Below are 25,052 nucleotides of genomic sequence, written 5' to 3'. Positions count from 1 at the left end.
ATGGAAGCTTTATTAGCATCACCGATTATTTCGGCGGTTGTATCCGTTGCTGTAGCCTACATTGCTTTCAAAGTAGCCTTTTTTACTCTTAAACGAGTATTTATGAATGCAGTAACTGGTATTTTGACGTATTTAGTATGCGTTCATATCCTCAATATTCCTATGGATATTGGTTTGGGCGTATGGGCTTTAACTGCAATTCTAGGCCCTATTCCAATGCTCATTGCTGCCGGATGGTACGGCTTTTTAAAATAGGAGGCTATCATGCTTATCAATCGTGAACAACAACGCGTTATTGATGAAGTTGAACAGAATATCCTCTTGTTAGCGTCCGCTGGGACGGGAAAAACGAATACACTTGCTTATCGAGTGGCTCACCTCATCGAGGGCGGCTATGCGAAGGCGGAGAATATCTTGTGCATGACCTTTACGAACAAGGCGGCAAACGAGATGAAAGACCGCATTCAATCGCTCGTAGGCAGTCCTGCAAAGGCTGTGGAGGTTAGTACATTCCACAGCTTTTGCTTTTTCGTACTCCAACAAGAGGGGAAGCGCAATGAAACCTTGTATACGGATGTAACTATCTTTGATGAAGAGGATTGCAAGGAATTGTCTGAACCGTATCGTCCAGGTAAATTGCGAGAAATGTCCTTTGCCAACATCATCGGTATGGTGAAAGAATATCGCTCCTTATATGGGTTCTATTCTGATGATCTCGTAGGCGATTATAGACGAACTATTGAGCGTTTGCAGAAGGAACAACGTGCCGCAATTGAGCAGCAGTTTTCTAGCTTTGGGAATGTGCTCTACAGTGAACTTCATGACTTCTTGAACCATGGGCACGAATGGATTGCCGCCTATGATGAAAGTTTAGCCTCTGTACATGGTCTAGATTTCACGGACCTCATCTGTGGTGTTCATCGTCTATTCCAAGATCCCGTAGTTCGTGAGCGTTGGCGTAGCCGTTACAACTATATCTCTGTAGATGAAATGCAAGATACAGGCGTACTAGAGTACAAGGTACTTGAAATGCTTTGGGAAGGTAATCACGTCCTATTATGTGGGGATTATTTCCAAACTATATACGAATGGCGTGGGTCCGATCCATTTCGTTTGCTCAAGCAGTTTGATGCGGACTTTAAGCCTTTAAAAATCATTTTTTACGAAAACTACCGTTCTAACTGGACGCTCTTTACGATGGCTTTTAAAACATTGCAGAATATGTTCCCTAATCTGGTAGGCTCTATATATACTGAATTGCCTCGCGCCAATAGTGAAAGAAAGGGGAAGCCTGTTCTCATTAAAGGCTGTAAAAATAGCTATCTTGAGGGCAGGTATATCTATGAAGCTATCTGCGCCTTGCCAAAGGATGCTAATATTGGCGTTTTAGTGCGGGATAATAAAAAGGCGCAACGGCTGAGCGACTCCTTTGAACGCCTCAACAATGAAAAACCTGAAGACGAACGCCGTCACTTTATGATTATTGATGAGTTTAAATTCTTTAGGCGCCAAGAAATCAAAGACGTTATGGCCTACTTTAAATTGCTTATGAACCCGAATGACTCCGTTAGCGCTAAGCGCATTATAAAACGCTATGTTGCTGGTATCGGTGACGCTCGTATCGCAGCTATTGAAAGCCCTGAGACGCGACAAGTGGGCTTAAAATTGACGGACTTTATGGATATGCCTATCTTTGAAGCAGAGCCTTATGCGAAGCTCGTCAGTGGTTTAGAACATCATGAGGTCGTGGTGTATGACGTAGAAAGTACTGGTACCGATACGTCTCAGGATCGTATTATTCAAATTGCGGCTATCCGTATCGATGAAAATGGACAGGTCCTAGAGACCTTTGAACGCTTTATCAACCCAGGCGTACCTGTGGGTCAATCCGAAGAGGTTCACGGCTTCTCCGATGCGTATTTACAAGAACACGGCGAAGAGCCAGCTATAGTACTACAGGCCTTTAAGGAATTCTCCAAGAATGCCATTATCGTAGGCCATAATGTAAACTACGATGTGACTATCTTTACTAATGAATTGGCACGCCATAATTTAGGTAATCCAGAATTCAAGGCTATCTATGATACACTCGATATTTACCGTCGCTTCTATCCTAATTTGCCAAACCATAAACTGGGCTTCCTAGCATCAGAGTTTCCTATCAATCATGAGCCTACGCACAATGCGATGGACGATATCTTGGCCACTGCACAGCTTTTAATCTATGCAGTGAAAGAAAATATCGTGCCTACAACGACTGGTCGTATGGTGGCAATCAATAAATATAAAGCTGCTTTCACCAATATTGCATCCCAAATGGCAACGTTACGTAGAAAGGCCTATACGGAATTGCCAACGAAGTTATTGGCGTACATAATGAATCAAATGGGGGTTCTAGAATACTATAAATCCCATGGGGAAGCAGCGAAGGTAGAGCATATACGGGATCTATATCGCATTATGGAAAAACTTGATGCTGCCTATGAGGGGCCAGCTGGGTTAGCTCGATTAAATCAAATCTTGCAGATGGCGGCCCTTACTGCAGGTGAGCCAGCTCAACAGGTACGAAACGAAGATCGCATTCCTATCATTACCATCCATCAAGCAAAGGGGAGCGAGTTTGACCATGTATTCCTAGCAGGCCTTAACGAAGGTACCTTCCCAAGCCCGTTTGCCATTGCAGAAGGGCGTGAAGACGAAGAAAAGCGCTTGTTCTATGTGGCTATAACGCGCCCTAAGCAAGAGCTGACCATTACCTTTGAACAAACCAATATACGTGGCCGAGCGGTTCAACCAAGCTCGCTACTGAACTATATGCCACGAGACAATGAACTCGTAGAAAGGAGATACTAATGGCGAGAAAAACACATCGTCCCGACGATATTTTGTGGACCGTAACTGCCCCAGATATAGACGCTGCACGTAGTGAAAAACAGGATATTACATTAGGTGCAGTACTAGATACAAAGTATCCTCGTAAATCCTTAGTAAAGTTATTTGAGGAAAAACTAATCCACATCAACGGCCATAAAGCAACGCCAAAAGATGTTATCTCCGAAGGTGACAAGATTTGGATTGCCATGGCGAAGGAAAAAATAGATCATGAACCAATTGAAATGAATCTACATATCTTATATGAAGATGATGATCTCCTCATTGTGGATAAGCCGGCTGGTGTGACAGTAAACTCCAAAGACCAAGTATCCCTTGCCAATGGTGTGGCGTATTACTTTAAAGAACATGGTATTAAGCGGAAGGTACGTTTCTTGAATCGCTTAGATAGAGATACAACGGGCTGTATTGCGATTGCTAAAAGTGGATTAGCCCAAAGTCTTTATCAACAGCAAATGGATGATAATACCTTTGAAAAGTGGTATATGGCTACTGTGGAAGGCATCGTAGAAGCTGATGAAGATTCCTTGGTATTCCCTATGGAACGCAGTGCTGATGGAATTCATTACGAAGTAAATCCTAAGGGAAAAGAGACTCGTACAGATTATTCCGTCCTATGTAGACACTCTTCACAGCCTGTGGATAACTCTGTGAATAAGTCCAAAAATTTTGTGGATATAGCATCAAAAAATGTGGATATAGAACTATCAGATGTGGATAAAAGTGGTCAAAATGTGGACAAATCTGTGTATAACTCCCAAGAATGTGGATATACAGAGGTTTTAGTCCGTTTGTACACAGGAAAAACACATCAAATTCGTGTGGCTTTCAGCCATATAGGTCACCCTCTCGTAGGGGATACCTTATATGGCGCACAACCAACGGGGCAGCCGTTCCAATTGCGTGCCCAAAAGGTTGTATTTACACACATGCGCACAGGCGAGCGTATTACGGTTACCGCATAATTACCTCTAATTACTTTGATACTTATCACTAGATAAGTATCAATTAGTACATAATATGTATTATGTATTAATAATTAGATAGTAGTTTGTTAATAATAGATCTACACTATAGATTGTGAAGTCACAATACATCAAATGCTCTAATTGAGAAATGAGAATTATTGATAATTCAGTAAAATCAACGATTTTATAAAAATTTTTCAAAAAATATAATGACAAATGATAATTGATAAGCTATAATAGAAATGTAAATAAATCGATATGCTTCGATTTATAGCTTAGTGAATTGAATGTAAGAGGTGTAGTATAATATGATTTTGCAAGAAAATAGTGCAGCACGTAATCGGGGGATTACGCTTGCTAGTATAAAAGGTATTATAGGTAACGTCGTTCTCGTTATTTTTAAAATGATTGTAGGCCTTGCGTCTAACTCTATTGCCATCATCCTTGATGCGGTAAACAACTTAACAGACGTTTTGTCCTCTGTGTTAACTATTGTTGGTACAAAATTAGCAGCTAAAGGTGCCGATAAGGAGCATCCATTTGGTCATGGTCGTATCGAATATATGACTACTATGGCCATTGCTTTCATCATCCTAGGTGCAGGCATTGGATCCCTCAAGGAATCTATTGAAAAAATTCTTCACCCTGAGGTATCTACCTTTGATATTCCAAGCTTGATGATTATCGCCGTTGCTATTGTTGTGAAAGTAGTGATGGGCCGCTATATTAAGGCGCAAGGTGAAAAATATAAATCCGATGCTCTCGTAGCATCTGGTATAGATGCCCTCTTTGATGCGGTGATTACCTTTGCTACATTAGTATCTGCAGCGTTAGTATTCTTCTTTGACTTTGACATTCAAGGTTATGTAGGTGCGGTTATCTCTGTTTTAATTTTAAAAGCTGCTTATGACATTTTAAAAGAAATGTATAATCACTTACTTGGCGTTCGTGCAGATGATAACTTAGTTCGTGAAATTAAAGAAACTATCGCTCAACATCCAAATGTGGGCGGTGTATATGATTTAGTATTAAATAGCTACGGTCCTGGTGAGACAATTGGATCTGTTCATATTACAGTGCCAGATACGATGACTATGGCAGATATTCATCCACTAACAAAAAGTATCGCCGTTCATCTTTATAAAAAATTTGGTATTGCTATGACCGTTGGTGTATATGCTGAAAACCAACCAAGTTTAGAAGTGCTTGAAGTAAGACAAGCTCTCGATCAAGTTGTAAGTCTATATACACATGTAGTACAAGTACATGCGTTCTACGTACAAGAAGAAAAGAAAGTTATCTATTACGATATTATCTTTGACTTTGACGAAGAAGATCCACATGGCACATTAGAAAAAATTAAAGCAGAAATGCAAAAACGCTGCCCAGAATATACACAATTTGCTATTGTGGATACAGACTTTAGTAACTAATAGTATAAAATAAAGGCTTCAATCCATTATTGACAGAATACGTTTTGTCGAGCATTGATTGAAGCCTTTTCTTTTATTAGGTTAGAGATTTAGTTATACTATACATAAGCGAGGTGATTCTATGTTGCGATGGAATCAAATAATCAAGAGTACTAGTTTTGAAAAGAAGAATGACTTGATATAAAGTGATATAATACATATAATGTAATTTGTTGTATAAAATATAATTTGTTTTAGTGTAACCTGACTAAGGAGAGATAGTATGAAAAAAATTGCTCTTACAACGTTAGCTGTAATGGCAGCTGTTGGTGTATTGGCAGTTCAGCCTGCAGATGCAAAAAAGGTACAACAAGATTCAGTGGTATCACCTATCGAAATGCCTATGAATGATGAAATTCAACAGGTAAATGGTGTATCCAAAGCCACTAATAAAGAAACACAACGCTTGTCTAATAAATTAGCAGACGCTACTAAAGCTATGGTTAAAAAGAACTGGAAAGCTATTTATGTTAAAGCAGTGCCTACGGGAGATAAGGCAGCTGTACGTTTCTATTATGTAGATACTAGAGGCCAAGTACATAATGGTCAAGTGATTAGAAATACAGGTTTATCTAAAGGTAAATACATGACAGGTTCTTTGCGTCAAGCTGAAGCTTTACAAGAACTAATTAACCATTTAGAGCGTACTGGTCAAGAGGTACCATCCTCTATCGATATCATCATTACGCAAGGTGGATATCGCAGCAAAACGATCTTTAACTACGATGAAGATACAAGCAATCTTCCGGCGTATCAACAACAATATGAACAACAAAACTTCCCTACTATGAAGTAAAAGAAGAGCCCGTGCTATGCACGGGCTCTTTGTTAAGTCACGTAGACAACTTTTATTAACTTATGTAATCGCCTTTAATTAAATTACGTAGTCATCGGAGTCGTCTTTTTTAGTTTTTTTGTAAATTTCTTTTACGCCAGCCATCTCGATAAGTTCTTCTCCAAGAGCATCTTCATCGTCCGTGTTAAGCATGGAGTAGAAGGCCCAAAGGATAACGAACCAAATTGGTGTGAACAAGAGGGCGATTCGCGTGTCTTCGTTTAGCGCTAGAATAGCTAGAACGAAAACGAAGAAGCCGAGAATCACGTAATTCATTACTGGATATAGTGGCATTTTGAATTTAGATTGTGCCGCTAACTCAGGGTTTTTCTTGCGATATTTAAGGTGACAAATAACCATCATGGCCCAAATAAAGATGAAGCAGAAGGTAGAGATAGATGTAATCATAACGAATACTGCTTCAGGCATTACGTAGTTAAGTACAACTGTAATCAATAATACGGCTGCAGAGAAAATCGTTGCTTGGTACGGTACGCTGCTGTGCGTTAAGCGACGCATAGAGCTAGGTGCGTGACCGCGTTTAGCAAGGGCATAAATCATACGGCCTGTACTAAAGATACCAGAGTTTGTAGCAGACGCAGCAGAGGTGAGTACCACGAAGTTTACAATGCCTGCAGCGGCTGCGATACCAACAGCGGTAAATACGGCTACAAATGGGCTAGCAGATGGGTTAACGGCCGTCCAAGGGTAAATACTCATGATGATGGCCAAGGAGCCCACATAGAATAAAATAATACGCAATGGAATGTTGTTGATGGCCATAGGAATAACCTTTTCAGGATCTTCCGTTTCGCCTGCTGTCAGACCTACGAGTTCGATACCTGTAAAAGCAAATACAACCATTTGGAATGATAAGATAAAGCCCATCGTTCCGTTCGGGAACCATCCTCCATAGTTCCACATATTACTAAAGGCGGCGACACCCGCATCAGTAGTAAAGCCCGTGAAAATCATGATGATACCGATAATAATGAGGGAGATAATGGCAATTACCTTAATCAAGGCAAACCAAAACTCCATTTCGCCGAAATATTTTACAGCTGTTAAATTCATTAATAGTAAGGCGACAAGGACAATCAAGGCTGGTATCCACTGTGGCAGCCACGGTATCCAGTACTGCATATAGAGGCCTACGGCCGTCAAGTCTGCCATGGCTAGTGACAGCCAACAGAACCAGTATGTCCATCCTGTGATAAAGGCAGCTCGATCACCTAAATAATCTTCCACGAAGTCGATAAAGGAGTGGTGATTCAAATTGGATAATAACAATTCGCCTAATGCTCTCATGATGAAGAAGCAGATAATACCTGTAATAAGGTAGGCGAAAATAATGGATGGACCGGCCAAGTGAATGGCTCGACCGGAGCCTAAGAATAAGCCTGTACCAATGGCACCGCCAATGGCGAGCAACTGTACGTGCCGGTTCTTAAGACCCCGTTTTAACTGATGCGTATCAGACATAGTAAAGACCTCTTTTCTACAAACTATCTACAAATATAAAAAGCCATGGAATGCTACCATAGCCTCTATAATCTATAGAATCTATAAAACTATTTTCTTATAATACAGTATCTATTGTAAAAAGTCAAATGTATTTATACAGTGGACATATAGAAAAAATAGTATTATTAATATACGAATAAAAGAGAAATTATTCATTTTAAGAGAATACTTAGCCTTAAAAGGTTTATAAAATTTGCTATAATGATACATAGAGTATATTTTACGTAAAACGATGGAGGCTATTATGAGACGACAAGATCGCATGGTTACCAATATAGATGAAATTAAAGGTATTTTAAGTAGCACTCGTATCATTCATCTAGGTCTGATGGATGGTGATTACCCTTACGTGGTGCCCTTACATTTTGGATATGAATTTATAGATGAGGTACTTTATATCTATGTACATGGCCATTATGAGGGAAAGAAGTTTAGTTTGATTCAAGCGAATCCACATGTATTTATTGAAATTGATGGTAGCGATGAAGCACTCGTTTCAGGTGGAGATATACCATGTAAATATAGCTCGGTATACTCTAGTGTGATGGGTCGTGGCGAGGCTACCTATTTAGAGGCTATTGATGAAAAGTCTCATGGCTTACAAGTATTGATGAAACATCAGACAGGTCGTGAGTTTACTTTTACGGACGCCATGGTAAACTCTGTAGGCGTAGTTCGAATTAAAGTTGTTGACTATTCGGCTAAAAGACGAAGACAACTTGAACAAGATGCTATTATGCCGCCATTAACTAAATAATGATACAACAATCCTATTGAACTCTATTATGATATAGCGTTCAGTAGGATTTTTTTGCAAAAAATATAATATAGCTCTCTTATTAGGAGAACTTACTTGCAGGATAGATTGTATAAAGGTTTTATGAAGTAGCACGAGCAACAGAATAATAATGGGATTTCTGATATATATAAAGAAATATATCATTATATAAAGCGTATAATCGCTTAATGAGGAGAGAATATGAAAAAATTAATATGTAAATCCATTTTAGCTGCTATAGCTGTTGGTTTAGTATCTATAAGCTATGTATCCGCAGATACTGTTGATCAGTCTGTATCGATTAATCATTCTGAGGCCGCATCTAAGTCTAACAATGTTACGCCAAACATGAATAATGCTTCTCTAATTATACAAATACCAAGAATGCAATTAGTAGGCTGGCCTATAATGACTCAAGACAGTGCTCGTAACTTTAAGGGGATAGCAGAGGTTACTCAGAAATTACCGTATGAGGCTGAGGCACCTAGTTATATACCTTTTGGATATCAGCTTTATACAGCACGTCTTGATCGAAATGATGTGCTAGAGGTTGTATATTACAAAAGAAATGCACCTATCTATCAGGCTGGAGAAAAATTTATTACTAATGTTATGGCCTATCGAATGGGATACTCCTTGGATACCGTAAGAGACACAGCGTATATTCCTGCAGAGTATAAGGACTATGAATGGTCTGAGCAAGGTGAATCTGGCAAGGTGTATTATACAGGTAAGCCAGGAGTACAATTGATCCGTAGCATTACGTGGACGGAAGGTGGCATGGCGTACTCCTTATTCTTCTTAGAACCTGTGAAAGCAGTTGATGCTGAATTCTATAAGGAACATGTGGTACCTGTAAAAAATATAGATAGCTCACGTTATGAATTATTAGGAAACTATCCGGTTACGAAGATTTCAAACAAAACAATTGATGAATATAATAAAGAACGAATGATTCCTTAGCAGATAAACTGATGTTATACAAATTGTATCTAGAACAATATATTGTGTAATAGCGGTAGAATTTGTAATCGCTTATAAAGAGGAAAAAATATGAGAAAAATAATGTATAAGTCCCTTTTAGCTGTTATCGCTGTTGGGGTACTATCTGTAGGAATGGCAATAGCAGAAACTATAGATACTCCTGCTGATACAGATAATTCTGTATCTACAAAAACGCTTAAGCTAGGACATAACTTTAAAAATGTAGAGCCTAGAATTGATAGCTTACAGTGGCACTTTCATGATTGGCCTATAGAGAATACAAAAAAGGCTCATACTTTTAAGGGACAACTAAAAGAGGCAGTTCAGAAGCTTCCATATGAAGTTAAGGCACCTAGTTATATCCCTTATGGTTATGAAATCTATACAGTGCGGCAAGACAAAAATGATGTATTAGAGGTTGTATATTTTATAAAAAATTCCCAAACATATCGAGTTGGGAAGAGAAACTCTGGTAGTATTTTCGTTTATAGAATGGGCTATTCAGTGAAAGATGTAAAAGATGTACCGTATGTTCCTGCTGAGTATAAGGACTTTGAATGGTCTGAACAAGGTGAATCTGGCGAAGTCTTTTACACCGGGGATCCAGCAGCGCAACTAATTCGCAGCATTACGTGGACAAAAGACGGTATGGCATATTCCTTATTGTTCTTAGAATCTGTGAAATCAGTTGATGCTGAATTCTATAAGGAGCATGTGGAGCCTGTAAATTATACGGCTATATAAATATACGATATTGGAAAAGCGGAAACCTGTGTAACCGCTCGAAGAGGAGAGAATATGAAGAAACTAATAACATCTGCTGTTTTATGTGCCGCGATGGCTACTACAGTAAGCACGTTTGGCGTACAGCCAGTTAGTGCTACATACCCATTAATTGATAAAAATGGTAATACCGTTCCTGTTGAACGAGATGTAGATAATAAAGAGCTCATCGATGATAATAAAAGACTCGCTGATCGTTATCGTTGGTATGATCAAGTTGATGATTATGATTTAGTTAACACTAATATTGAGAGTACCGCGCAGGAATTTGGCTATCCTATACAAGTTCCGTCTTATATGCCTAAAGATTATGCAGTACGTGATGTAAAAGCCAAGGACCATGACGTATTAGAAATAGTTTATACAGAAACGGGCCGTGATGGAGAATTTGGTCCGAAGCTAACCTTCTCTAATACAGATATTGTATATCGTATGGGTTGGGCTATTGATACAGTGGTAACACCTATATTAGAAAAGACAAATTACAATGCTAAGGATGCAGTTAGCTTTACTACCCCTAATGGAATTTCTGTATATACGTTAGGTTCTAGAAAAGACGCTATTCAAATTGCTTACTGGGAAAAAGATAATAAAGTTTATATGCTCTACTTTGCTTCTTTAAGAAATCAAAACTTTGTAAGCAAAATTGTAGACTCTGTAGGTCCTGTGAGTAACGTAGCCGTTGATGATAATCGACTACGTGGTGACCGCAATGATGAGCAACATATTGAAGAACCTGTTAAACAAAAGGTTGAAATAGATTGGCCTCCTTATGAAACGATTGGGTTGCCATTGCGTACACATACGAATTCTGTGTGGCCTATACTTACTAGCAAAACCATCGGTTTACCTAGCGGTGTAATTAATGCATCTCATAAGATGTCCTATGACGTATCTGTACCAAGTTATTTACCGTTTGGCTATACATACTATGCTACACATTTTTATGACAATGATGTATTAGAAACTGTATATTGGAAGCAAGGTGAAGAGTATCAAGAGCGCAGCGGTCGTTGGGTAACTCATACTATGGTCTTCCGCATGAGCTACTCTATGGATACTGTATGGCCTGAAGAATATATCCCAATGGAGTACCATGACGTACAGTGGAGCGACTCCACTCCAATAGGGGAGGTTCAATATACAGGGGATGTAGATAAGGGCTTGGTACGTAGTGTTACGTGGTACAAGGATAATATGGCATATTTCTTGTTCTTCCAAGTGCCTGTGAAAGCATCTGAAGCAGACTTTTATAGAGAGCATGTAGTGCCATTAAAAGATATCGACCCAAGTCGTACAGATTTAATTGGTGTAAAAACGATTCGTTAATACTAAAGAGTAATAATACTAAACAGTAATAAGACTATATAGTACAATTTTTGCTATCGTAAAGCATTAACATTTACCAAAAACAGTGCATAATGAAAAGAACCTATCTCCTAGATATATTACTAATATCTTTGAAGATAGGTTCTCTTAGTATATGTAATTTACATATATTATGCTTTTGGCATTTTAAATATATTTTGTTCTTAGCGTATTAGTGATGATAACAACCGAATGTTAGCTTTCACAATAGCTTAATTATGAGCATACGTTAATTAGAAGAATACGTAACGGATGATAACGAGTACCGCCAATACGTACATAATCCAGTTAACCTCTTTGGCACGACCAGAAATGATCTTGAGTAGAGGGTATGCAACGAGACCTGCAGAGATACCGTTAGCGATGCTATATGTGAAAGGCATCAAAACGATAACAAGGTATGCGGGGAAGCCTTCTGTCCAATCATCGAAGTCGATATTTCTGATAGCACCTAACATGAGGGCACCAACGATGATAAGCACAGGTGATGTTGCTGCGTTTGGCACCAAGGATACGATAGGAGCCAAGAACAAGCAAATTAAGAATAATACGCCTGTTGTGACAGCCGTTAAGCCTGTACGGCCACCAGCACCTACACCTGCTGCACTTTCAACAAAGGCAGTAATCGTAGAAGTACCGAGCAACGCGCCAGCACTAACGCCGATAGCATCGACAGTCATCGCTTTACCAAGACCTGGGAATTTACCAGATTTAGGATCTGCAATTTTCGCCTCTGTAGCAGTACCAATCAAGGTACCCATGGAGTCGAACAATTCTACGAAGGTGAAGGAGAAGATAATCGTGATTAAGCCCATGTGGAGCGCACTAGGAATATCTAATTGAAGGAATGCTGCTTTAGAGAAATCAGGAACTGCTAATACAGTGAAGTTCTCAGTCATTGTGGAAAGGCCAGTAGCATAGGAAAGAATTGTTGTTACTGCCACACCAATCAAGAGAGAACCTTGAATTTTACGAGCCATCAATAGAGCTGTAAAGATGAGGCTGAATAGTGCTAACAATGTTTCGCCACTGTGCAAATTACCAAGCGTTAAGAGCGATTCGGACGCAGGGGGCACTAAATTACCGTGCGTTTGCACAACTTGACCTAAGGAGTTTGGAGACAAACTAATGGAGATAGCCATCAAGCCGGATAACTTTAAGCCGATGATAGCGATGAAGAGGCCGATACCAACGGTAATGGCAACCTTCATAGAGGCGGGGATGCCTTCAACAATCATTTGTCGTATCGATGTAAGTGTTAATACGAGGAATACGAGACCTGAAATGAATACCGCACCCAATGCCGTTTGCCAAGTTACGCCCATGCCGAGAACTACGGTAAAGGAATAAAAGGCTAAGAGACCAACCCCAGGAGCGAGAGCAATTGGATAGTTAACGAATAACCCCATGGAAATCGTTACGAGCCCAGCGCCTAAAGCTGTTGCGATGAGGACTGCATCTTTATCCATGCCTGCAAGACTAAGAATGTTTGGCGCCAAGAATAGGATGTACGCCATCGTGATAAACGTAGTAATACCAGCTAAAATTTCGGTTTTAACAGTTGTACCGCGTTCACTGAGTTGAAATAGTTTATCTAACATTAGATAACATCCTCCCATATGAAATTAAAAAAATACCCAAATAAAATATTTCGATATATGTATAGTGTATCATATTTCCCACCATTTTTTGTATGAATTTATGATATACTATAAATATATTATGAATGACTTAGAGGTTAACTTATGAAAATATCTACAAAAGGGCGTTATGCCTTACGGATATTGGCGGATATTGCAGAGCACGGGGTAGAAAAAAATGTACCAATTCGTGAGATTGCAGAACGCCAAGGATTTTCCGATAAATACTTAGAGGGGATTGTATCTCGCTTATCTTCCGCTGGCCTCGTTAAAAGTGGACGTGGTAAATACGGTGGATATCGCTTGGTGAAATTACCTGCTGAATACAATGTATATGAAATTTTATATGCTGCAGAGGACTCCATTGCTCTCGTATCTTGCTTAGAAGACGATGTAGAACCATGTCCTATGTTTAACGATTGCTTGACTGCTCCGTTGTGGCAGTATTTGCAAGATGAATTCCGTCATGTAATGGAACGCGTTTCCTTGCAAGACGTAATGGATCACAAATTCCCAACGTAATAAATGATAGTCTAATCTAGAGGTTTCAGTATAAGTGCTAGTATTATTAGTACTAATTACCACCTATTGATATGGCTATCTGTCAGGTAATGTATGGAAAGAGTCGCGTTTTGTATGCGGCTCTTCTTTATATCTGTATTAATTTTTGAGTAAATAAGCTCGGTTACTTGATTAGCTTGATACCTTTGATGAGCTAAACAAGCTATATAAGCTATACGATTATATGGGGAGGAGGTCAATATGAGTACAACCAAATATGATGCTCGAGGTGGCATGCGCAATGTATGGATTATTACGGCTAGTATGACTGTGCTTGCTATATGCTACACCATGATTATTCCTTTCTTGCCAATCTATCTATTGGAATTAGGTGTACCAAAGGATGATGTAGCCCTCTGGTCTGGCCTTGTCTTTGGTATTACCTTTCTTATCGCCGGCATTATGGCGCCCATATGGGGAAAAATTGCGGATAATAAGGGCAAGAAACGGATGGCCTTACGAGCTGGTTTTGCGATTGCCGTTTCCTATATTCTCATTGGTATGGTTAGTAATGAGTATGAACTATTGCTAGGCCGTGCCTTTGTGGGCTTTGCCAATGGATTTTATCCTGCAGCTATGACCATGGTGTCCCTCAGCGTCGATGAGAAACAGGTAGGCCGCGCTCTTGGTATTTTCCAAACGGGCTTAATTTTAGGCAATGTAGTTGGTCCATTTTTAGGTGGTGCCATTGAAAGTATCGTAGGCATGCGTCCTGTATTTTATGTGTCTGGTGCTGCTGTATTAATCGCTACCTTAGCGGTATTATTCTTTGTAAAAGAACCGAAATTACATGATGTAGGTGCTGATGGAAAAGAGCAAGCTGCTCACCCTACAAAATCTACATCCTTGCGTGAGGACTTTAAAGCAGTCCAACAACAGCCTGTATTAGTACGGCTATTGTGGATTTTCTTCTTTATGCAATGTGCCATTATGATGCTACAGCCTATTTTGGCTCTTTATGTAGGGGATATGCAAGGCACAATGGAGGGGGCTGCGATTATTTCTGGTACCATCCTCAGTATCGGTGGCTTAGCTGGTTCTTTAACGACCAATATTTGGGTACGTATTGGAGAACGAAGAGGTTACTTTAAAACGATTTCCTATTGTATGTTAGGCAGTGGTATTGTCCTTTTATTGCAAAGCTTACCTGTTGGTATTTGGTGGTTTGGCGTACTACAAGTACTCATTGGATCCTGTATTGTAGGTATTAATCCATCCTTGAGTGCTGCTGTCACACTGAATACAGATCCAAGCTTTAGAGGGCGCATGTTTGGTATGACAACGACGGCGCAACAATTTGGGTCTATGGTAGGCCCTGTATTTGCAAGTATAGTATCCACCTACGTTGGCATATCCTATGTATTTAGCATTACCGGCTTGCTATTAGTTTATATGGGCTTCCAAGCTCGAAAAATATCCGTACAACATGATTAACATTAAAAAGATACCTTACTTAACTATTACAGCAGTTGAGCAAGGTATCTTTTTTAGTATAACTAGTTTTGTAAGGTTCATATAATATAATCATATTTTATTAGTCCTAAAGTTTTGGGCATAACAAAAAGTGATGTTAATCGTTAATCTAAGAATACTGTTTTAGTGCATAATAACAGGCTTTCATACGTTTTTTGTGAATAGCAATCCAATATAGGCTGATTGATTGCTTTTACAAAAATATTGGTATATAGTTAAGTTTAAGGTAAGTCATTTGTCTCACCGTGTGGGACGGAAAGGAGTTATTATGGTCCGTATCGGTCATACTGTACTCGGTGATAAGGGTACAAAGATATGTGTTCCTATTGTGGGCATAACCATGAAAGAAATTTTAGATGCTACTGCGGTTGCATGTAATACGCCGTGTCACGTTGTGGAGCTGCGCATTGACTATTACGAGCGGGCCCACTCTATTGACTCTATTATTGAACTATTAATGCTCATTAAGCCTCAGTTGAAAGGCCGTGCCTTATTATTTACTTGGCGCACAAAAGGTGAGGGCGGAGAGAAGTCTATTTCTACCAAAGATTATTTCACAATGCTAGAGCGTCTTATTCCGACTGGATTAGTAGATGCTATCGATATTGAGTTATTCTTCGATCAAGATAGAATGCTTAAAACGATAGAGTTTGCCAAGGTGCATGGTGTAACGATAGTTATGAGTAATCATGATTTCCATGGTACACCAAGCCACGAGGTTATTGTAAATCGTCTCATTCAAATGAAAAAATTCTTGGCGGATGTACCAAAGATGGCTGTTATGCCTCATACAACAGGGGATGTATTAACCCTCCTTGAGGCAACGGCTGAAGTTAAAGCCTTGTATCCAGCTGACCCAATCATTACGATGGCCATGGGACCATTGGGGGTTGTTACACGTGCAGCAGGTGCATTATTTGGTAATGCTATGACCTTTGCCTCCGCTGGCAAAGCGTCGGCACCGGGTCAAATCGATGTGTATGAACTAAAGCGCATCCTCGATACCCTCGACGTAGATGGCGTCTTCGATGAACAACAACATAAACGCATAAAAGTGCATTAAAAAAGTCGGCGAAAGCCGACTTTTTTATATGTTCATACCTTGCGTTAGTACTTTTTTAATTATTACAGTTTTATTTTTTATAGAGTATAAGACAATATAATGTTTAGTGACCATTTTTCGAAAATAATATATTTCATTATTAGTCTTATATATAGGATATCGTTCACTTCTTTTTCAGCAAGCTTACTAAATAAAACTTTATAGCTCATAAAAGAAGACCTTCTCTCTTTAGTTGCTCAAAAAGTTCTTCAGCTGAAATTAAGTTACCTTGTTCCATATCTATATATGCCATTTCCAGTAGCTGGTCGATTTCTTCGTCAGTAAGAAAGTCTGCATTCATAGAGTCACAAGCGATAGGCTTGTTTACTGACTTAGGAATTGCTTTTGAAAATTGTATTTGTTTGGAGATTAGTGTAATCAATAATGATATAGTTAATCCCATTTCTTTTAGGATAGCTGTTGTTAGTGTTTTGACTTTAGGGTTTATACGGATATTGAGTATGCCTGTTTTATCAATTTTATCAAAGGATATTTCTATTTCGTTTGTTGTTGATGTTCCGTATGTATTTATAGTATCTGAGGCCTTTAATGTTGTTTGGGGTTGTTCGTAGGTACCGTTATTGTTGAGTGTACTTGGCGTTGGTGTTTTGTCTGTAGGTGTTGTTGGTAACGCAATAGCGAAAGGAATGCGACGTTCTTTTATAATTTGACGAAATAGTGCGTCTAGCATAGAGGTATAGGATAGTCCCTGTGCCTTTAATATGCTAGATACTTCTTGTTTTAGATCTTCATTGATGCGGACTTGTAGATTTACTGTTTTCATAGTATCTCTCCTGATATTCTTTTGGATTATGACTATAACGCTTTGGTCATGTTGTTGATTTTATATTAAAAGTATTCAAGTTACTTAATTCTATTATTTGTAATTACATTGTAATTGCAAATGTAGTTTTCTACAAATACCTATAATTAATAGTACATATAAAAAAGCAGTAGTTATCTTAGGAATAACTACTGCTTTTAGTACTATATCTATGAAGTTAAAATATGAGTTTTAGTTTTATCTAGAAACACAGATGTAAATGCATTTACTTATAAAGCTATTGAGGCTCTTACTAATTCAGATGTAGATGCTCTTAGCCATTTATCTGTAAAGGGTTTTACAAATGTGATATACAGGCTCTTATAATAAGTTTGCTTCGAAGTCTTCTAGGATAGCTGCTACTGTTTCTGGTGCATTGCGGTTATGTTCTATTATGCATTGAGCGAAGCTTTCATACATTGGTGTACGAATTTCTTCGAGCTCGCGTAAGCGCTCGATACCGCCACTAGAGAGTACGCGGCCGGTAGTAGATAGGTTTTCTATCGGTTGTGTTAATTGGTAAATGCGACCGTTTTGGCGTAAGTGTGCGAAGTTTTTAGGCACTGTTACACAGCCGCCGCCAGTGGAAATAATAAGACCTGTTTGGGTACCGAATTTTGCAATCATTTCCGCTTCTTTTTCACGGAATGCTGGTTCCCCTTGCTCTGTAATGTATGTGGAAATATCACCGATTTCTTTTTCTAGCTCATGATCCACATCGATGCAAGTACGGCTCATTTCTTCACCGAGCGCTTTGCCGACTGTAGTTTTTCCTACGCCAGGCATGCCGATGAGAATGATGTTTTCCTTTTCGCGGCGCATATCGCGCAAGATTTGCTCGATTTCCTTTGTGCCAAAGCTTTCACCTTGGAAATGGTTAGCAGCCTCAACGCCTTGAGCCACGAGGAATGGCAAGCCATCACAATGAGGGATTTCCATCATTTCTGCTTGTAACAACAAAATCGTGCGGCGTGGATTATAGATGAGATCTACAACGCCTTCCAATTTGGAGAATTGCGTAATATCGATAAGGTTAGCTGGATTATGAGGATACATACCAATCGGTGTGCAGTTAATAATAATCTGTGCTGTTTCGTAGTAATTAGGCGCATCACCATAGAATGGTGCGGTCTTACGAGAGAGGTGAACTATGTTCTTAGCTCCTAAGTCTTCAAGAGCTACGTGAACAGTAGCGGAGGAAGCGCCGTCGCCAAGGATAATACATTCCTTGCCAGCTACATCAATGCCAGCATGTTGCAGAGTAAACACGAAACCATCGTAATCTGTATTATAGCCGTGCCATTTACCATCCTTGCGAACCATCGTATTCACACAGCCGATGCGTTCAGCGCGAGGGTCTACTATATCACAAGCTTCAAGGGCATTTACCTTGTATGGGATAGTGATGTTGATACCCTGTAATTCTGGATCCGCGAAGAACTCTTGCAATTGGCTCGGTTCGCGTTCAAATAATTCATAATTTGTATTCCCTAGTGCACTGTGAATGCGAGGGGAGAAGCTATGGCCTAACGTACGGCCAAGTAAACCAAATTTCATAGGACCTCCTAGGTCAATATACATAGAATGGCTAATAGGCTGGTACCTATTAGCCATTGAAGTTTTATAACTATATTCATTGTACTATATATGCCCTTATAGGGACTAGTAGTGATGAATATATTAGTTTTCAGGATAATTACCGAGTAAGCGGAACTTATCTTGGGATGTATGAAGCTCTGCTAGTACAGATAATACCTTTGGATCTGCTAAGGATGCTTCTAAGTCGAGGTAAAACAAGAACTCAAAGTTATGGCCTACGATAGGGCGAGACTCGAGTTTTGTAAGGTTTACGCCGATGTTAGCAAACTTGGTAAGCAATGTACCAAGACCACCTGGAGCGTGGCTTGCTGTAGTTACCACAGAGATTTTATTAGCCCCTGGGTATACATGGAAGTCCTTGCTGATGCAGATAAAGCGGGTATAGTTGTTATCGCTGTTTTGGATGTTGCGCATCAACGGAGACAAGTTGTACAAGTCTGCACATTGAGGTGCGGCGATAGCGGCTACACCTGGATCATCACTAGCCGCTACAAGCTGTGCAGCACGAGCAGTGTTATCAAAGGAGCGCAATTCTACACCTTCTAATTTTTCTAGGAAGTGGCTGCATTGGCCCAACGCTTGAGGATGGGAGATGATAGTGTGAATATCTTCTAGTTTTGTGCCTTTTTTCACGAGTAAATCGTGAGAAATCCATAGGCGAGTACCGCGTACGATATAGCATTTACGATCTTCTAGAAGGTCATACACTTCTTTTACAGAACCATTGGAGCTGTTTTCGATAGGTAATACGCCGAATTGACATTCTCCAGACTCAACAGCGTCGAATACGGCACGGAAGCCTGTTACATAGTGAATTTGGCTGAGTGGTAATAATTTATCGCACGCCACTTGCGCATTGCTACCAAAGACGCCAGCACAAGCTACGCTGCCACGTTGTGGAGGTAATGTAGGGGACTGCTCAATGGCCTTTTTCATTTTAACAGTGAACACATTATCTTGGAATAATTGTTCAGACTGATACGTACGGCTCAAGCTGAATAATGCTTCAAAGAAACGGCGTGCGTATAGGTCGAGGTCTGGACCTGCATCTCGCGTTACTTTGTCGAGGATATCGCGTTCCCGTTTGGCATCGTAAATGGCCTTGTTCATTTCTTTTTTCGCTGCTGCTACATCTTTGGAGAGTTCCATGCGCTCTTTGAAGAGGGCGAGCATTTGGTCGTTTATATCGTTAATTTTAACGCGTACTTCATCTAAGTTCATGGTCAATATCTCCTAAGAAATCAAGAATAACAAGGGCCGTAACAGCTTCGATTACAGGTACTGCACGAAGCGCTACGCATGGGTCGTGACGACCTTGAATGGTGAGCAATGTGTCCTCTTTTCGGGAAAGTGATACAGAAGGTTGTTCTTTATAAATGGATGGTGTTGGCTTGATGCCTACTTGCATAACGAGAGGCAAACCATTGGTAATACCGCCTTGGATACCACCGCTATTATTGGTAGTTGTTGTAATCTTGTCACCATCCATGGTGAAAGCATCATTCACTTCGGAACCAAGTTGTGCACACATATCAAAGCCACCGCCAAAGGATATGCCTTTAATGGCTGGGACCCCAAAGATTGCTCGGGCTAAGCGGTTTTCGATACCGTCAAAGTTTGGGTTTCCAAGGCCAATTGGTAGTCCTGTAGCAACGACTTCAACGATACCACCTGTAGAGTCCCCATCTTTTTTGAGGTTCATTACAAGGTTTTCTACTTCGCTACGTTTTTCTGGATCAACCATAGCGATCGGCTCTGTAGCGATACTAGCTAATGCTTTCATATCTGGATGAACCATATCAATAGGTGCATCTTGGACGGTTCCCACTTGTTTTAAATGGCCGTGGATTTCAATGCCTTTTTCACGTAATAGTTGTAGAGCGATGCCACCAGCTACGCAAAGCGGAGCTGTAAGACGCGCTGAAAAATGGCCACCACCACGCATATCTACCTTATCACCGTAGCGCATACGAGCTGTAAAATCCGCATGAGATGGGCGAGGGATGTCGCGTAAGTTATTGTAATCGCTAGAGTGTTGGGATGTGTTGCGAATCATAAATGCCAATGGAGAACCACTGAGCATGCCGTCTACCATACCTGCTAAAAATTCAGGTATATCGGCTTCCTTACGTTGTGTTGTTAATTGATTTTGCCCTGGCGCACGGCGCTTTAAAAAGGCTTTTAACTCATCGATATCGATGGTATGTCCACAAGGTAGACCTTCTACAATACCGCCGATGGCGTACCCATGAGAGGCGCCAAAGGTAGATACCTGTATGGTTTTACCGAAATTAGATGCCATTATATTAACTCCTACTATATAGTACGTACTATTTCTATTATCTATTAGATTACACTAGATACGATTAGAAATCTAAACTGGTTGTGCATTACCACCCAGTAAGTTCCAGTCCTCAAAGAAGTCTGGATAGGATTTTGTGATAGCTTCGCTATCTTTTAGTGTAACAGGATTTTCACTGATGAGAGCCATCAATGTGCCGGCCATAACGAGGCGATGGTCATTTACGCAATCACCTTGGCCACCTTTAAGTATACCACTACCGATGATATATAGGTCATCGCCTTCTTCACGAACTGTACCGCCTAAGTCTCTTACGAGATTAGCAACAGCTACAAGACGATCCGATTCTTTTAAACGTAGACGAGCACCCTTAACAAAGGAACTTTCACCAGAAATAGAGCAAGCGAGAGCCGCCATAACAGGCAACATATCAGGCATTTGCTCGAGATCTGCATGAATCGGTTTAGAAGCGCGACCTGTGACCGTTACATTCATACCATCCCATACAACATCACAACCAGCATCAATCATAACTTGCATGATGCGGCGGTCCGCTTGTACAGAGTTTTTGTTCATGCCTGTAATCGTAATTGGTTTGCCAGTCATACCAGCCGCCACCATCCAGATTGCTGCATTAGACCAGTCGCCTTCGATTTGGTAACTATCGCGACCGATGAAAGATGCACCAAATGGGACTGTGAAAGCCTCATTAATATCGGTATCTGGTAAGGTGTGCTCTACTTCTACACCAAAATCGCGCATAGTTTCAGTTGTTAATGTTACATAATCACTAGACTGTAGTGGTGTAGTTGACGTGATGGTAGATAGGCCGATTTGAGGAGCAGCCAATAATAAACCAGAGAAGAATTGGCTACTTACGTCACCTACCATGGAGAAATTGCCCCCTTGAAGACGACCTGTCATAGTAAATGGTGGTTTATCTTGAGAGAATGTTACGCCGTGCGCTTTCATTTCACCTAGCATAGGTTCGAGTGGGCGATCTGGTAAACGACCTTTGGCATCTACATCTACATCATTACAGATGGATGCTGCTACAGGTAACAAAAGGCGTAATGTAGTTCCTGATTCGTGAGGTACTACATTGCCCTTTACAGGAGCGGGGCCAGGAGTAACGGTAACAATTTTATTTTCATATACTACGTGAGCCCCTAAGCCTCGTAAGGAGTCCATCGTTGCATCGATATCCTTAGAGGTACGACTCAATAATATAGTAGATGGAGAGGTAGCAAGAGCTGCACAAATCAATGCGCGGTGTGCATGGGCCTTTGCTGGAATGGACGCAATCGTTCCTGTAGGAATGGCGTTCGTTACGGAATGCATATAAATCTCCTTTAAGTATTAGGTAAACCTTATATTACAAATAACGATTATGCAGGTTGTAGGCGTTAGACAATTTAAATAACTTAATCGTAATAGATAAGTTATCTTAATCAAGATAGGTTGCTAACTCTTCGTGGGTAACAACCTTGAGCTCGCTATGACCATAACTAGTAGGTACAACGATTTTTATAGTAGCACCTTCGCTTTTTTTATCGTGCTTAGCAGCTGCTAGGATTTCTTCTTTTGTTATGGTCGTAGTGGTTGGCAAATCGTGTGCTTCTATGAGGGCCTTTAATTTGTCTAATGCCTCTTTATCTAACTCTCCATGTTTGACAGCACCTTGAGCCATGAGAATCATACCGATGGCTACAGCATAGCCATGGTGGACTTCAAAGTGACTGGCCTTTTCGATGCCATGACCAAAGGTATGACCTAGGTTTAAGAGGGCACGAACACCGGATTCGCGTTCATCTTGTTCCACGATATCAGCCTTTGCTTGAACGCAGCGAGCGATAACGGCACTCACGCTATCGCGATGTTTAATTAATGGTTTATGTTCGAGTTGGGTTAATAAACCTGGTACATCGAGGAAACCATATTTGATAATTTCCCCACAACCATTTTTCCATTCCATGTCTGGCAATGTGTTGAGGGTTGTAGGATCACAGAGGACGAGGATAGGTTGTTTGAAAGCACCCCAAAGGTTTTTACCCGCTTCGAGATTGACTGCTGTTTTACCGCCTACAGAGGAGTCTACGGCGGCTAATAGAGAGGTAGGAACCTGTACATAGTCGATACCACGTAAGTAGGTAGCTGCTGCAAAGCCTGCCATATCGCCTACAACACCACCGCCAAGGGCGATGAGAAGATCTTTACGGGTTAACGATTGGGCCGCCATGTATTCTACTAAATCGATGAGTTGGTGTGCATTTTTGGAGCTTTCACCAGCAGGGAATACATAATCACAAACAGTATAACCGGCATGTTCCATATTTGCTTTCACAGAGTCCAAATAGTGCGGTGCCACATTGCTATCGCTGACGATGATAACACGACAATTTGGTTTTAACGGTTTAATATAATCGGTGATGCGTTGTAAAGCGCCTTCCTCGATGACAACGTCATACGGTGTGGACGCGTTAATATGGATGCGAGTCATAACGGTTCCTTTCTTAAAAGAATAAGCTAGTATCTATTATAACGGATACTAGCTCATTTGTGTGGTATGTGAGATTATTTAGTGCATTCTACCAATGCTTGGCGCAATGCGATAACTTCTTTCATAAGGCTAGTGAATTGGTCTGGACGTAATGCTTGAGGGCCATCGCATAATGCTTTGGATGGATCGTTGTGAACTTCGATCATAAGGCCGTCTGCACCGCCGCCTACAGATGCAAGAGAAAGTGGACGAACCATGCGGCTCATGCCTGCTGCGTGGCTAGGGTCCATGATGATTGGCAAGTGAGATAATTCGTGCATCATAGGGATTGCTGTTACATCTAAGGTATTGCGAGTTTTAGTTTCGAATGTGCGGATACCGCGTTCGCATAATACAACTTGTTCATTGCCTTCGGACATGATGTATTCAGCAGCCATCAACCATTCTTCGTATGTAGATGACAAACCACGTTTTAAAAGAATTGGTTTGTTTAATTTACCTACTTCTTTTAAAAGTGTGAAGTTTTGCATGTTACGAGCACCGATTTGAAGCATATCTACGTTATCGAAGTATTGTAATTGGGAAATATCCATTACTTCAGAAACGATAGGAAGACCTGTTTCTTTTTTAGCAAGCTCTAACAATTCCAAACCTTCTGGACCCATGCCTTGGAAGGAGTATGGGGATGTACGAGGTTTGAAAGCACCGCCACGAAGGATTGTAGCGCCTGCTTCTTTACAAGCTTTTGCAGTTTCAATTACTTGTTCCGGTGTTTCTACGGAGCAAGGGCCAGCCATAACTGCGAAGTGACCACCACCGATAAGTGCACCACCTACGTTGATTACAGAATCATCTGGATGGAATTTACGGTTTGCTTTTTTGTATGGTTCTTGAATACGAGTTACTTTATCTACGAAATCTAGGGACTCGATTTGGCGCGCATCGAGGGATGCAGTGTCGCCGATAAGACCTAAAATATTGTAGCGCGTGCCTTCTACAGGATGAATAACGAACCCTTGAGCCTCTAATTCACTGCGTAAACGAGATACCTCTGTTTGTGCGGCGTTTTGTTTCAATGTAATAATCATGATAATTCCTCCTTGTAACTACAGTGAATAGCTGGGCTTACCATACGGGATAGCAAACAAAAAAGGGCCACCCGTAATCTAATACGGGTAGCCCTTTTACTATTCTAAGCAACTAATAATAACTAAGTCTTAATTAGCGCACCACAAATAGTTCCTTACCCGTATGTTGGATAAAGAACCAATAAAAGTATTGTTTTGTAGCGAGGCTAATTTGGTTAGTCATCTTTGGTTGCTCCTTTCTAAAATGTTGGGTATAGTATAAACCCAAATGATAAAATTATGCAATACTTAAAATTAAATTTCATAGAAGTTTTAAAAATAATGTGCTTAATAAATTATTTGGAATGTAGATATAATAAG

Annotated in this window: 21 protein-coding genes; 12 read left to right on the top strand and 9 right to left on the bottom strand. The window is 40.3% G+C overall.

Going from position 1 to position 25,052, the window contains the following annotated elements:
- The 5 genes from VRHSUH09_RS06045 (at nucleotide 1) to VRHSUH09_RS06025 (ending at nucleotide 6,128) form a co-directional block, all read left to right on the top strand.
- Entirely contained in the window at nucleotides 1-255 is a 255-nt protein-coding gene (locus VRHSUH09_RS06045; protein ID WP_105081680.1) for a hypothetical protein, read from the top strand.
- Between the two features lie 9 nt (nucleotides 256-264).
- Entirely contained in the window at nucleotides 265-2,853 is a 2,589-nt protein-coding gene (locus tag VRHSUH09_RS06040; protein ID WP_105081679.1) for a 3'-5' exonuclease, read from the top strand.
- Complete coding sequence (locus VRHSUH09_RS06035) at nucleotides 2,853-3,857, top strand: RluA family pseudouridine synthase (RefSeq protein ID WP_105081678.1); 1,005 nt, start codon at nucleotides 2,853-2,855, stop codon at nucleotides 3,855-3,857. Before VRHSUH09_RS06040 ends, VRHSUH09_RS06035 begins: the two co-directional genes overlap by 1 nt.
- Before the next feature lie 311 nt (nucleotides 3,858-4,168).
- Nucleotides 4,169-5,293 carry a cation diffusion facilitator family transporter gene (locus VRHSUH09_RS06030; RefSeq protein ID WP_105081677.1) on the top strand — a complete coding sequence of 375 codons (1,125 nt, stop codon included), beginning with the start codon at nucleotides 4,169-4,171 and terminating at the stop codon, nucleotides 5,291-5,293.
- A gap of 262 nt (nucleotides 5,294-5,555) precedes the next feature.
- Entirely contained in the window at nucleotides 5,556-6,128 is a 573-nt protein-coding gene (locus VRHSUH09_RS06025; protein WP_054748147.1) for an immunity protein YezG family protein, read from the top strand.
- A 78-nt stretch (nucleotides 6,129-6,206) separates the two neighbouring features.
- Here the strand turns inward: VRHSUH09_RS06025 and VRHSUH09_RS06020 are convergent, their stop codons facing one another.
- On the bottom strand, nucleotides 6,207-7,649 hold the full coding sequence (locus VRHSUH09_RS06020; RefSeq protein ID WP_105081676.1) for an amino acid permease: 1,443 nt from the start codon (nucleotides 7,647-7,649) through the stop codon (nucleotides 6,207-6,209).
- 286 nt (nucleotides 7,650-7,935) lie between these two features.
- Here VRHSUH09_RS06020 and VRHSUH09_RS06015 point away from each other — a divergent pair, with 286 nt between their 5' ends.
- The 4 genes from VRHSUH09_RS06015 to VRHSUH09_RS06000 all read left to right on the top strand — a co-directional run bounded on the left by VRHSUH09_RS06015 (nucleotide 7,936) and on the right by VRHSUH09_RS06000 (nucleotide 11,565).
- On the top strand, nucleotides 7,936-8,448 hold the full coding sequence (locus VRHSUH09_RS06015; RefSeq protein WP_105081675.1) for a pyridoxamine 5'-phosphate oxidase family protein: 513 nt from the start codon (nucleotides 7,936-7,938) through the stop codon (nucleotides 8,446-8,448).
- Nucleotides 8,449-8,670: 222 nt separating this feature from the next.
- Nucleotides 8,671-9,432 (top strand): hypothetical protein, encoded by a 762-nt coding sequence (locus VRHSUH09_RS06010; RefSeq protein ID WP_054748145.1) that lies wholly within the window; start codon nucleotides 8,671-8,673, stop codon nucleotides 9,430-9,432.
- 90 nt (nucleotides 9,433-9,522) lie between these two features.
- Nucleotides 9,523-10,197 carry a hypothetical protein gene (locus tag VRHSUH09_RS06005; protein ID WP_043006157.1) on the top strand — a complete coding sequence of 225 codons (675 nt, stop codon included), beginning with the start codon at nucleotides 9,523-9,525 and terminating at the stop codon, nucleotides 10,195-10,197.
- 54 nt (nucleotides 10,198-10,251) lie between these two features.
- Nucleotides 10,252-11,565, top strand: coding sequence for a hypothetical protein (locus VRHSUH09_RS06000; protein ID WP_009352328.1), 1,314 nt, complete (start codon nucleotides 10,252-10,254; stop codon nucleotides 11,563-11,565).
- Between the two features lie 272 nt (nucleotides 11,566-11,837).
- Here VRHSUH09_RS06000 and VRHSUH09_RS05995 read toward each other — a convergent pair whose 3' ends face one another.
- Complete coding sequence (locus VRHSUH09_RS05995; RefSeq protein WP_105081674.1) at nucleotides 11,838-13,205, bottom strand: NCS2 family permease; 1,368 nt, start codon at nucleotides 13,203-13,205, stop codon at nucleotides 11,838-11,840.
- 144 nt (nucleotides 13,206-13,349) lie between these two features.
- On the opposite strand from VRHSUH09_RS05995, the gene VRHSUH09_RS05990 reads away from it, so the two are divergent.
- The 3 genes from VRHSUH09_RS05990 to aroD all read left to right on the top strand — a co-directional run bounded on the left by VRHSUH09_RS05990 (nucleotide 13,350) and on the right by aroD (nucleotide 16,341).
- Nucleotides 13,350-13,766 (top strand): RrF2 family transcriptional regulator, encoded by a 417-nt coding sequence (locus VRHSUH09_RS05990; protein ID WP_105081673.1) that lies wholly within the window; start codon nucleotides 13,350-13,352, stop codon nucleotides 13,764-13,766.
- 240 nt (nucleotides 13,767-14,006) lie between these two features.
- Nucleotides 14,007-15,239, top strand: coding sequence for an MFS transporter (locus VRHSUH09_RS05985; RefSeq protein WP_105081672.1), 1,233 nt, complete (start codon nucleotides 14,007-14,009; stop codon nucleotides 15,237-15,239).
- A gap of 307 nt (nucleotides 15,240-15,546) precedes the next feature.
- The gene (gene aroD, locus VRHSUH09_RS05980; RefSeq protein ID WP_105081671.1) at nucleotides 15,547-16,341 is read left to right on the top strand and encodes a type I 3-dehydroquinate dehydratase; all 795 of its coding nucleotides are present in this window, start codon (nucleotides 15,547-15,549) and stop codon (nucleotides 16,339-16,341) included.
- Nucleotides 16,342-16,546: 205 nt separating this feature from the next.
- On the opposite strand, the gene VRHSUH09_RS05975 is transcribed toward aroD, so the two are convergent.
- The 7 genes from VRHSUH09_RS05975 to aroF form a co-directional block, all read right to left on the bottom strand.
- The gene (locus tag VRHSUH09_RS05975; RefSeq protein WP_009352452.1) at nucleotides 16,547-17,164 is read right to left on the bottom strand and encodes a type II toxin-antitoxin system RelB/DinJ family antitoxin; all 618 of its coding nucleotides are present in this window, start codon (nucleotides 17,162-17,164) and stop codon (nucleotides 16,547-16,549) included.
- A 360-nt stretch (nucleotides 17,165-17,524) separates the two neighbouring features.
- Nucleotides 17,525-18,760 (bottom strand): shikimate kinase, encoded by a 1,236-nt coding sequence (locus VRHSUH09_RS05970; protein WP_105081670.1) that lies wholly within the window; start codon nucleotides 18,758-18,760, stop codon nucleotides 17,525-17,527.
- Nucleotides 18,761-18,883: 123 nt separating this feature from the next.
- Entirely contained in the window at nucleotides 18,884-20,023 is a 1,140-nt protein-coding gene (locus VRHSUH09_RS05965; protein ID WP_105081669.1) for a bifunctional chorismate mutase/prephenate dehydratase, read from the bottom strand.
- Nucleotides 20,010-21,104, bottom strand: coding sequence for a chorismate synthase (gene aroC / locus VRHSUH09_RS05960; protein WP_105081668.1), 1,095 nt, complete (start codon nucleotides 21,102-21,104; stop codon nucleotides 20,010-20,012). Before aroC ends, VRHSUH09_RS05965 begins: the two co-directional genes overlap by 14 nt.
- Before the next feature lie 72 nt (nucleotides 21,105-21,176).
- On the bottom strand, nucleotides 21,177-22,445 hold the full coding sequence (aroA, locus tag VRHSUH09_RS05955; RefSeq protein WP_105081667.1) for a 3-phosphoshikimate 1-carboxyvinyltransferase: 1,269 nt from the start codon (nucleotides 22,443-22,445) through the stop codon (nucleotides 21,177-21,179).
- 106 nt (nucleotides 22,446-22,551) lie between these two features.
- Entirely contained in the window at nucleotides 22,552-23,604 is a 1,053-nt protein-coding gene (gene aroB, locus VRHSUH09_RS05950; protein ID WP_105081666.1) for a 3-dehydroquinate synthase, read from the bottom strand.
- A 74-nt stretch (nucleotides 23,605-23,678) separates the two neighbouring features.
- A complete protein-coding gene (gene aroF / locus VRHSUH09_RS05945; protein ID WP_105081665.1) occupies nucleotides 23,679-24,692 on the bottom strand; it encodes a 3-deoxy-7-phosphoheptulonate synthase in 1,014 nt (337 codons plus the stop codon).
- Nucleotides 24,693-25,052: the final 360 nt, after the last annotated feature.

This window comes from Veillonella rogosae JCM 15642, assembly GCF_002959775.1.
GTDB classification, from domain to species: Bacteria; Bacillota; Negativicutes; order Veillonellales; family Veillonellaceae; genus Veillonella; species Veillonella rogosae.
The sequence above is the reverse complement of the archived record's forward strand: the minus strand, read 5'-3'. Positions and strand labels throughout refer to the sequence as shown.

What these genes read in the sequence shown, in the direction of transcription:
- VRHSUH09_RS06045 (WP_105081680.1), top strand. Translation starts at nt 1, where the DNA reads ATGGAAGCTTTATTAGCATCACCGATTATTTCGGCGGTTGTATCCGTT.
- VRHSUH09_RS06040 (WP_105081679.1), top strand. Translation starts at nt 265, where the DNA reads ATGCTTATCAATCGTGAACAACAACGCGTTATTGATGAAGTTGAACAG.
- VRHSUH09_RS06035 (WP_105081678.1), top strand. Translation starts at nt 2,853, where the DNA reads ATGGCGAGAAAAACACATCGTCCCGACGATATTTTGTGGACCGTAACT.
- VRHSUH09_RS06030 (WP_105081677.1), top strand. Translation starts at nt 4,169, where the DNA reads ATGATTTTGCAAGAAAATAGTGCAGCACGTAATCGGGGGATTACGCTT.
- VRHSUH09_RS06025 (WP_054748147.1), top strand. Translation starts at nt 5,556, where the DNA reads ATGAAAAAAATTGCTCTTACAACGTTAGCTGTAATGGCAGCTGTTGGT.
- VRHSUH09_RS06020 (WP_105081676.1), bottom strand. Translation starts at nt 7,649, where the DNA reads ATGTCTGATACGCATCAGTTAAAACGGGGTCTTAAGAACCGGCACGTA.
- VRHSUH09_RS06015 (WP_105081675.1), top strand. Translation starts at nt 7,936, where the DNA reads ATGAGACGACAAGATCGCATGGTTACCAATATAGATGAAATTAAAGGT.
- VRHSUH09_RS06010 (WP_054748145.1), top strand. Translation starts at nt 8,671, where the DNA reads ATGAAAAAATTAATATGTAAATCCATTTTAGCTGCTATAGCTGTTGGT.
- VRHSUH09_RS06005 (WP_043006157.1), top strand. Translation starts at nt 9,523, where the DNA reads ATGAGAAAAATAATGTATAAGTCCCTTTTAGCTGTTATCGCTGTTGGG.
- VRHSUH09_RS06000 (WP_009352328.1), top strand. Translation starts at nt 10,252, where the DNA reads ATGAAGAAACTAATAACATCTGCTGTTTTATGTGCCGCGATGGCTACT.
- VRHSUH09_RS05995 (WP_105081674.1), bottom strand. Translation starts at nt 13,205, where the DNA reads ATGTTAGATAAACTATTTCAACTCAGTGAACGCGGTACAACTGTTAAA.
- VRHSUH09_RS05990 (WP_105081673.1), top strand. Translation starts at nt 13,350, where the DNA reads ATGAAAATATCTACAAAAGGGCGTTATGCCTTACGGATATTGGCGGAT.
- VRHSUH09_RS05985 (WP_105081672.1), top strand. Translation starts at nt 14,007, where the DNA reads ATGAGTACAACCAAATATGATGCTCGAGGTGGCATGCGCAATGTATGG.
- aroD (WP_105081671.1), top strand. Translation starts at nt 15,547, where the DNA reads ATGGTCCGTATCGGTCATACTGTACTCGGTGATAAGGGTACAAAGATA.
- VRHSUH09_RS05975 (WP_009352452.1), bottom strand. Translation starts at nt 17,164, where the DNA reads ATGAAAACAGTAAATCTACAAGTCCGCATCAATGAAGATCTAAAACAA.
- VRHSUH09_RS05970 (WP_105081670.1), bottom strand. Translation starts at nt 18,760, where the DNA reads ATGAAATTTGGTTTACTTGGCCGTACGTTAGGCCATAGCTTCTCCCCT.
- VRHSUH09_RS05965 (WP_105081669.1), bottom strand. Translation starts at nt 20,023, where the DNA reads ATGAACTTAGATGAAGTACGCGTTAAAATTAACGATATAAACGACCAA.
- aroC (WP_105081668.1), bottom strand. Translation starts at nt 21,104, where the DNA reads ATGGCATCTAATTTCGGTAAAACCATACAGGTATCTACCTTTGGCGCC.
- aroA (WP_105081667.1), bottom strand. Translation starts at nt 22,445, where the DNA reads ATGCATTCCGTAACGAACGCCATTCCTACAGGAACGATTGCGTCCATT.
- aroB (WP_105081666.1), bottom strand. Translation starts at nt 23,604, where the DNA reads ATGACTCGCATCCATATTAACGCGTCCACACCGTATGACGTTGTCATC.
- aroF (WP_105081665.1), bottom strand. Translation starts at nt 24,692, where the DNA reads ATGATTATTACATTGAAACAAAACGCCGCACAAACAGAGGTATCTCGT.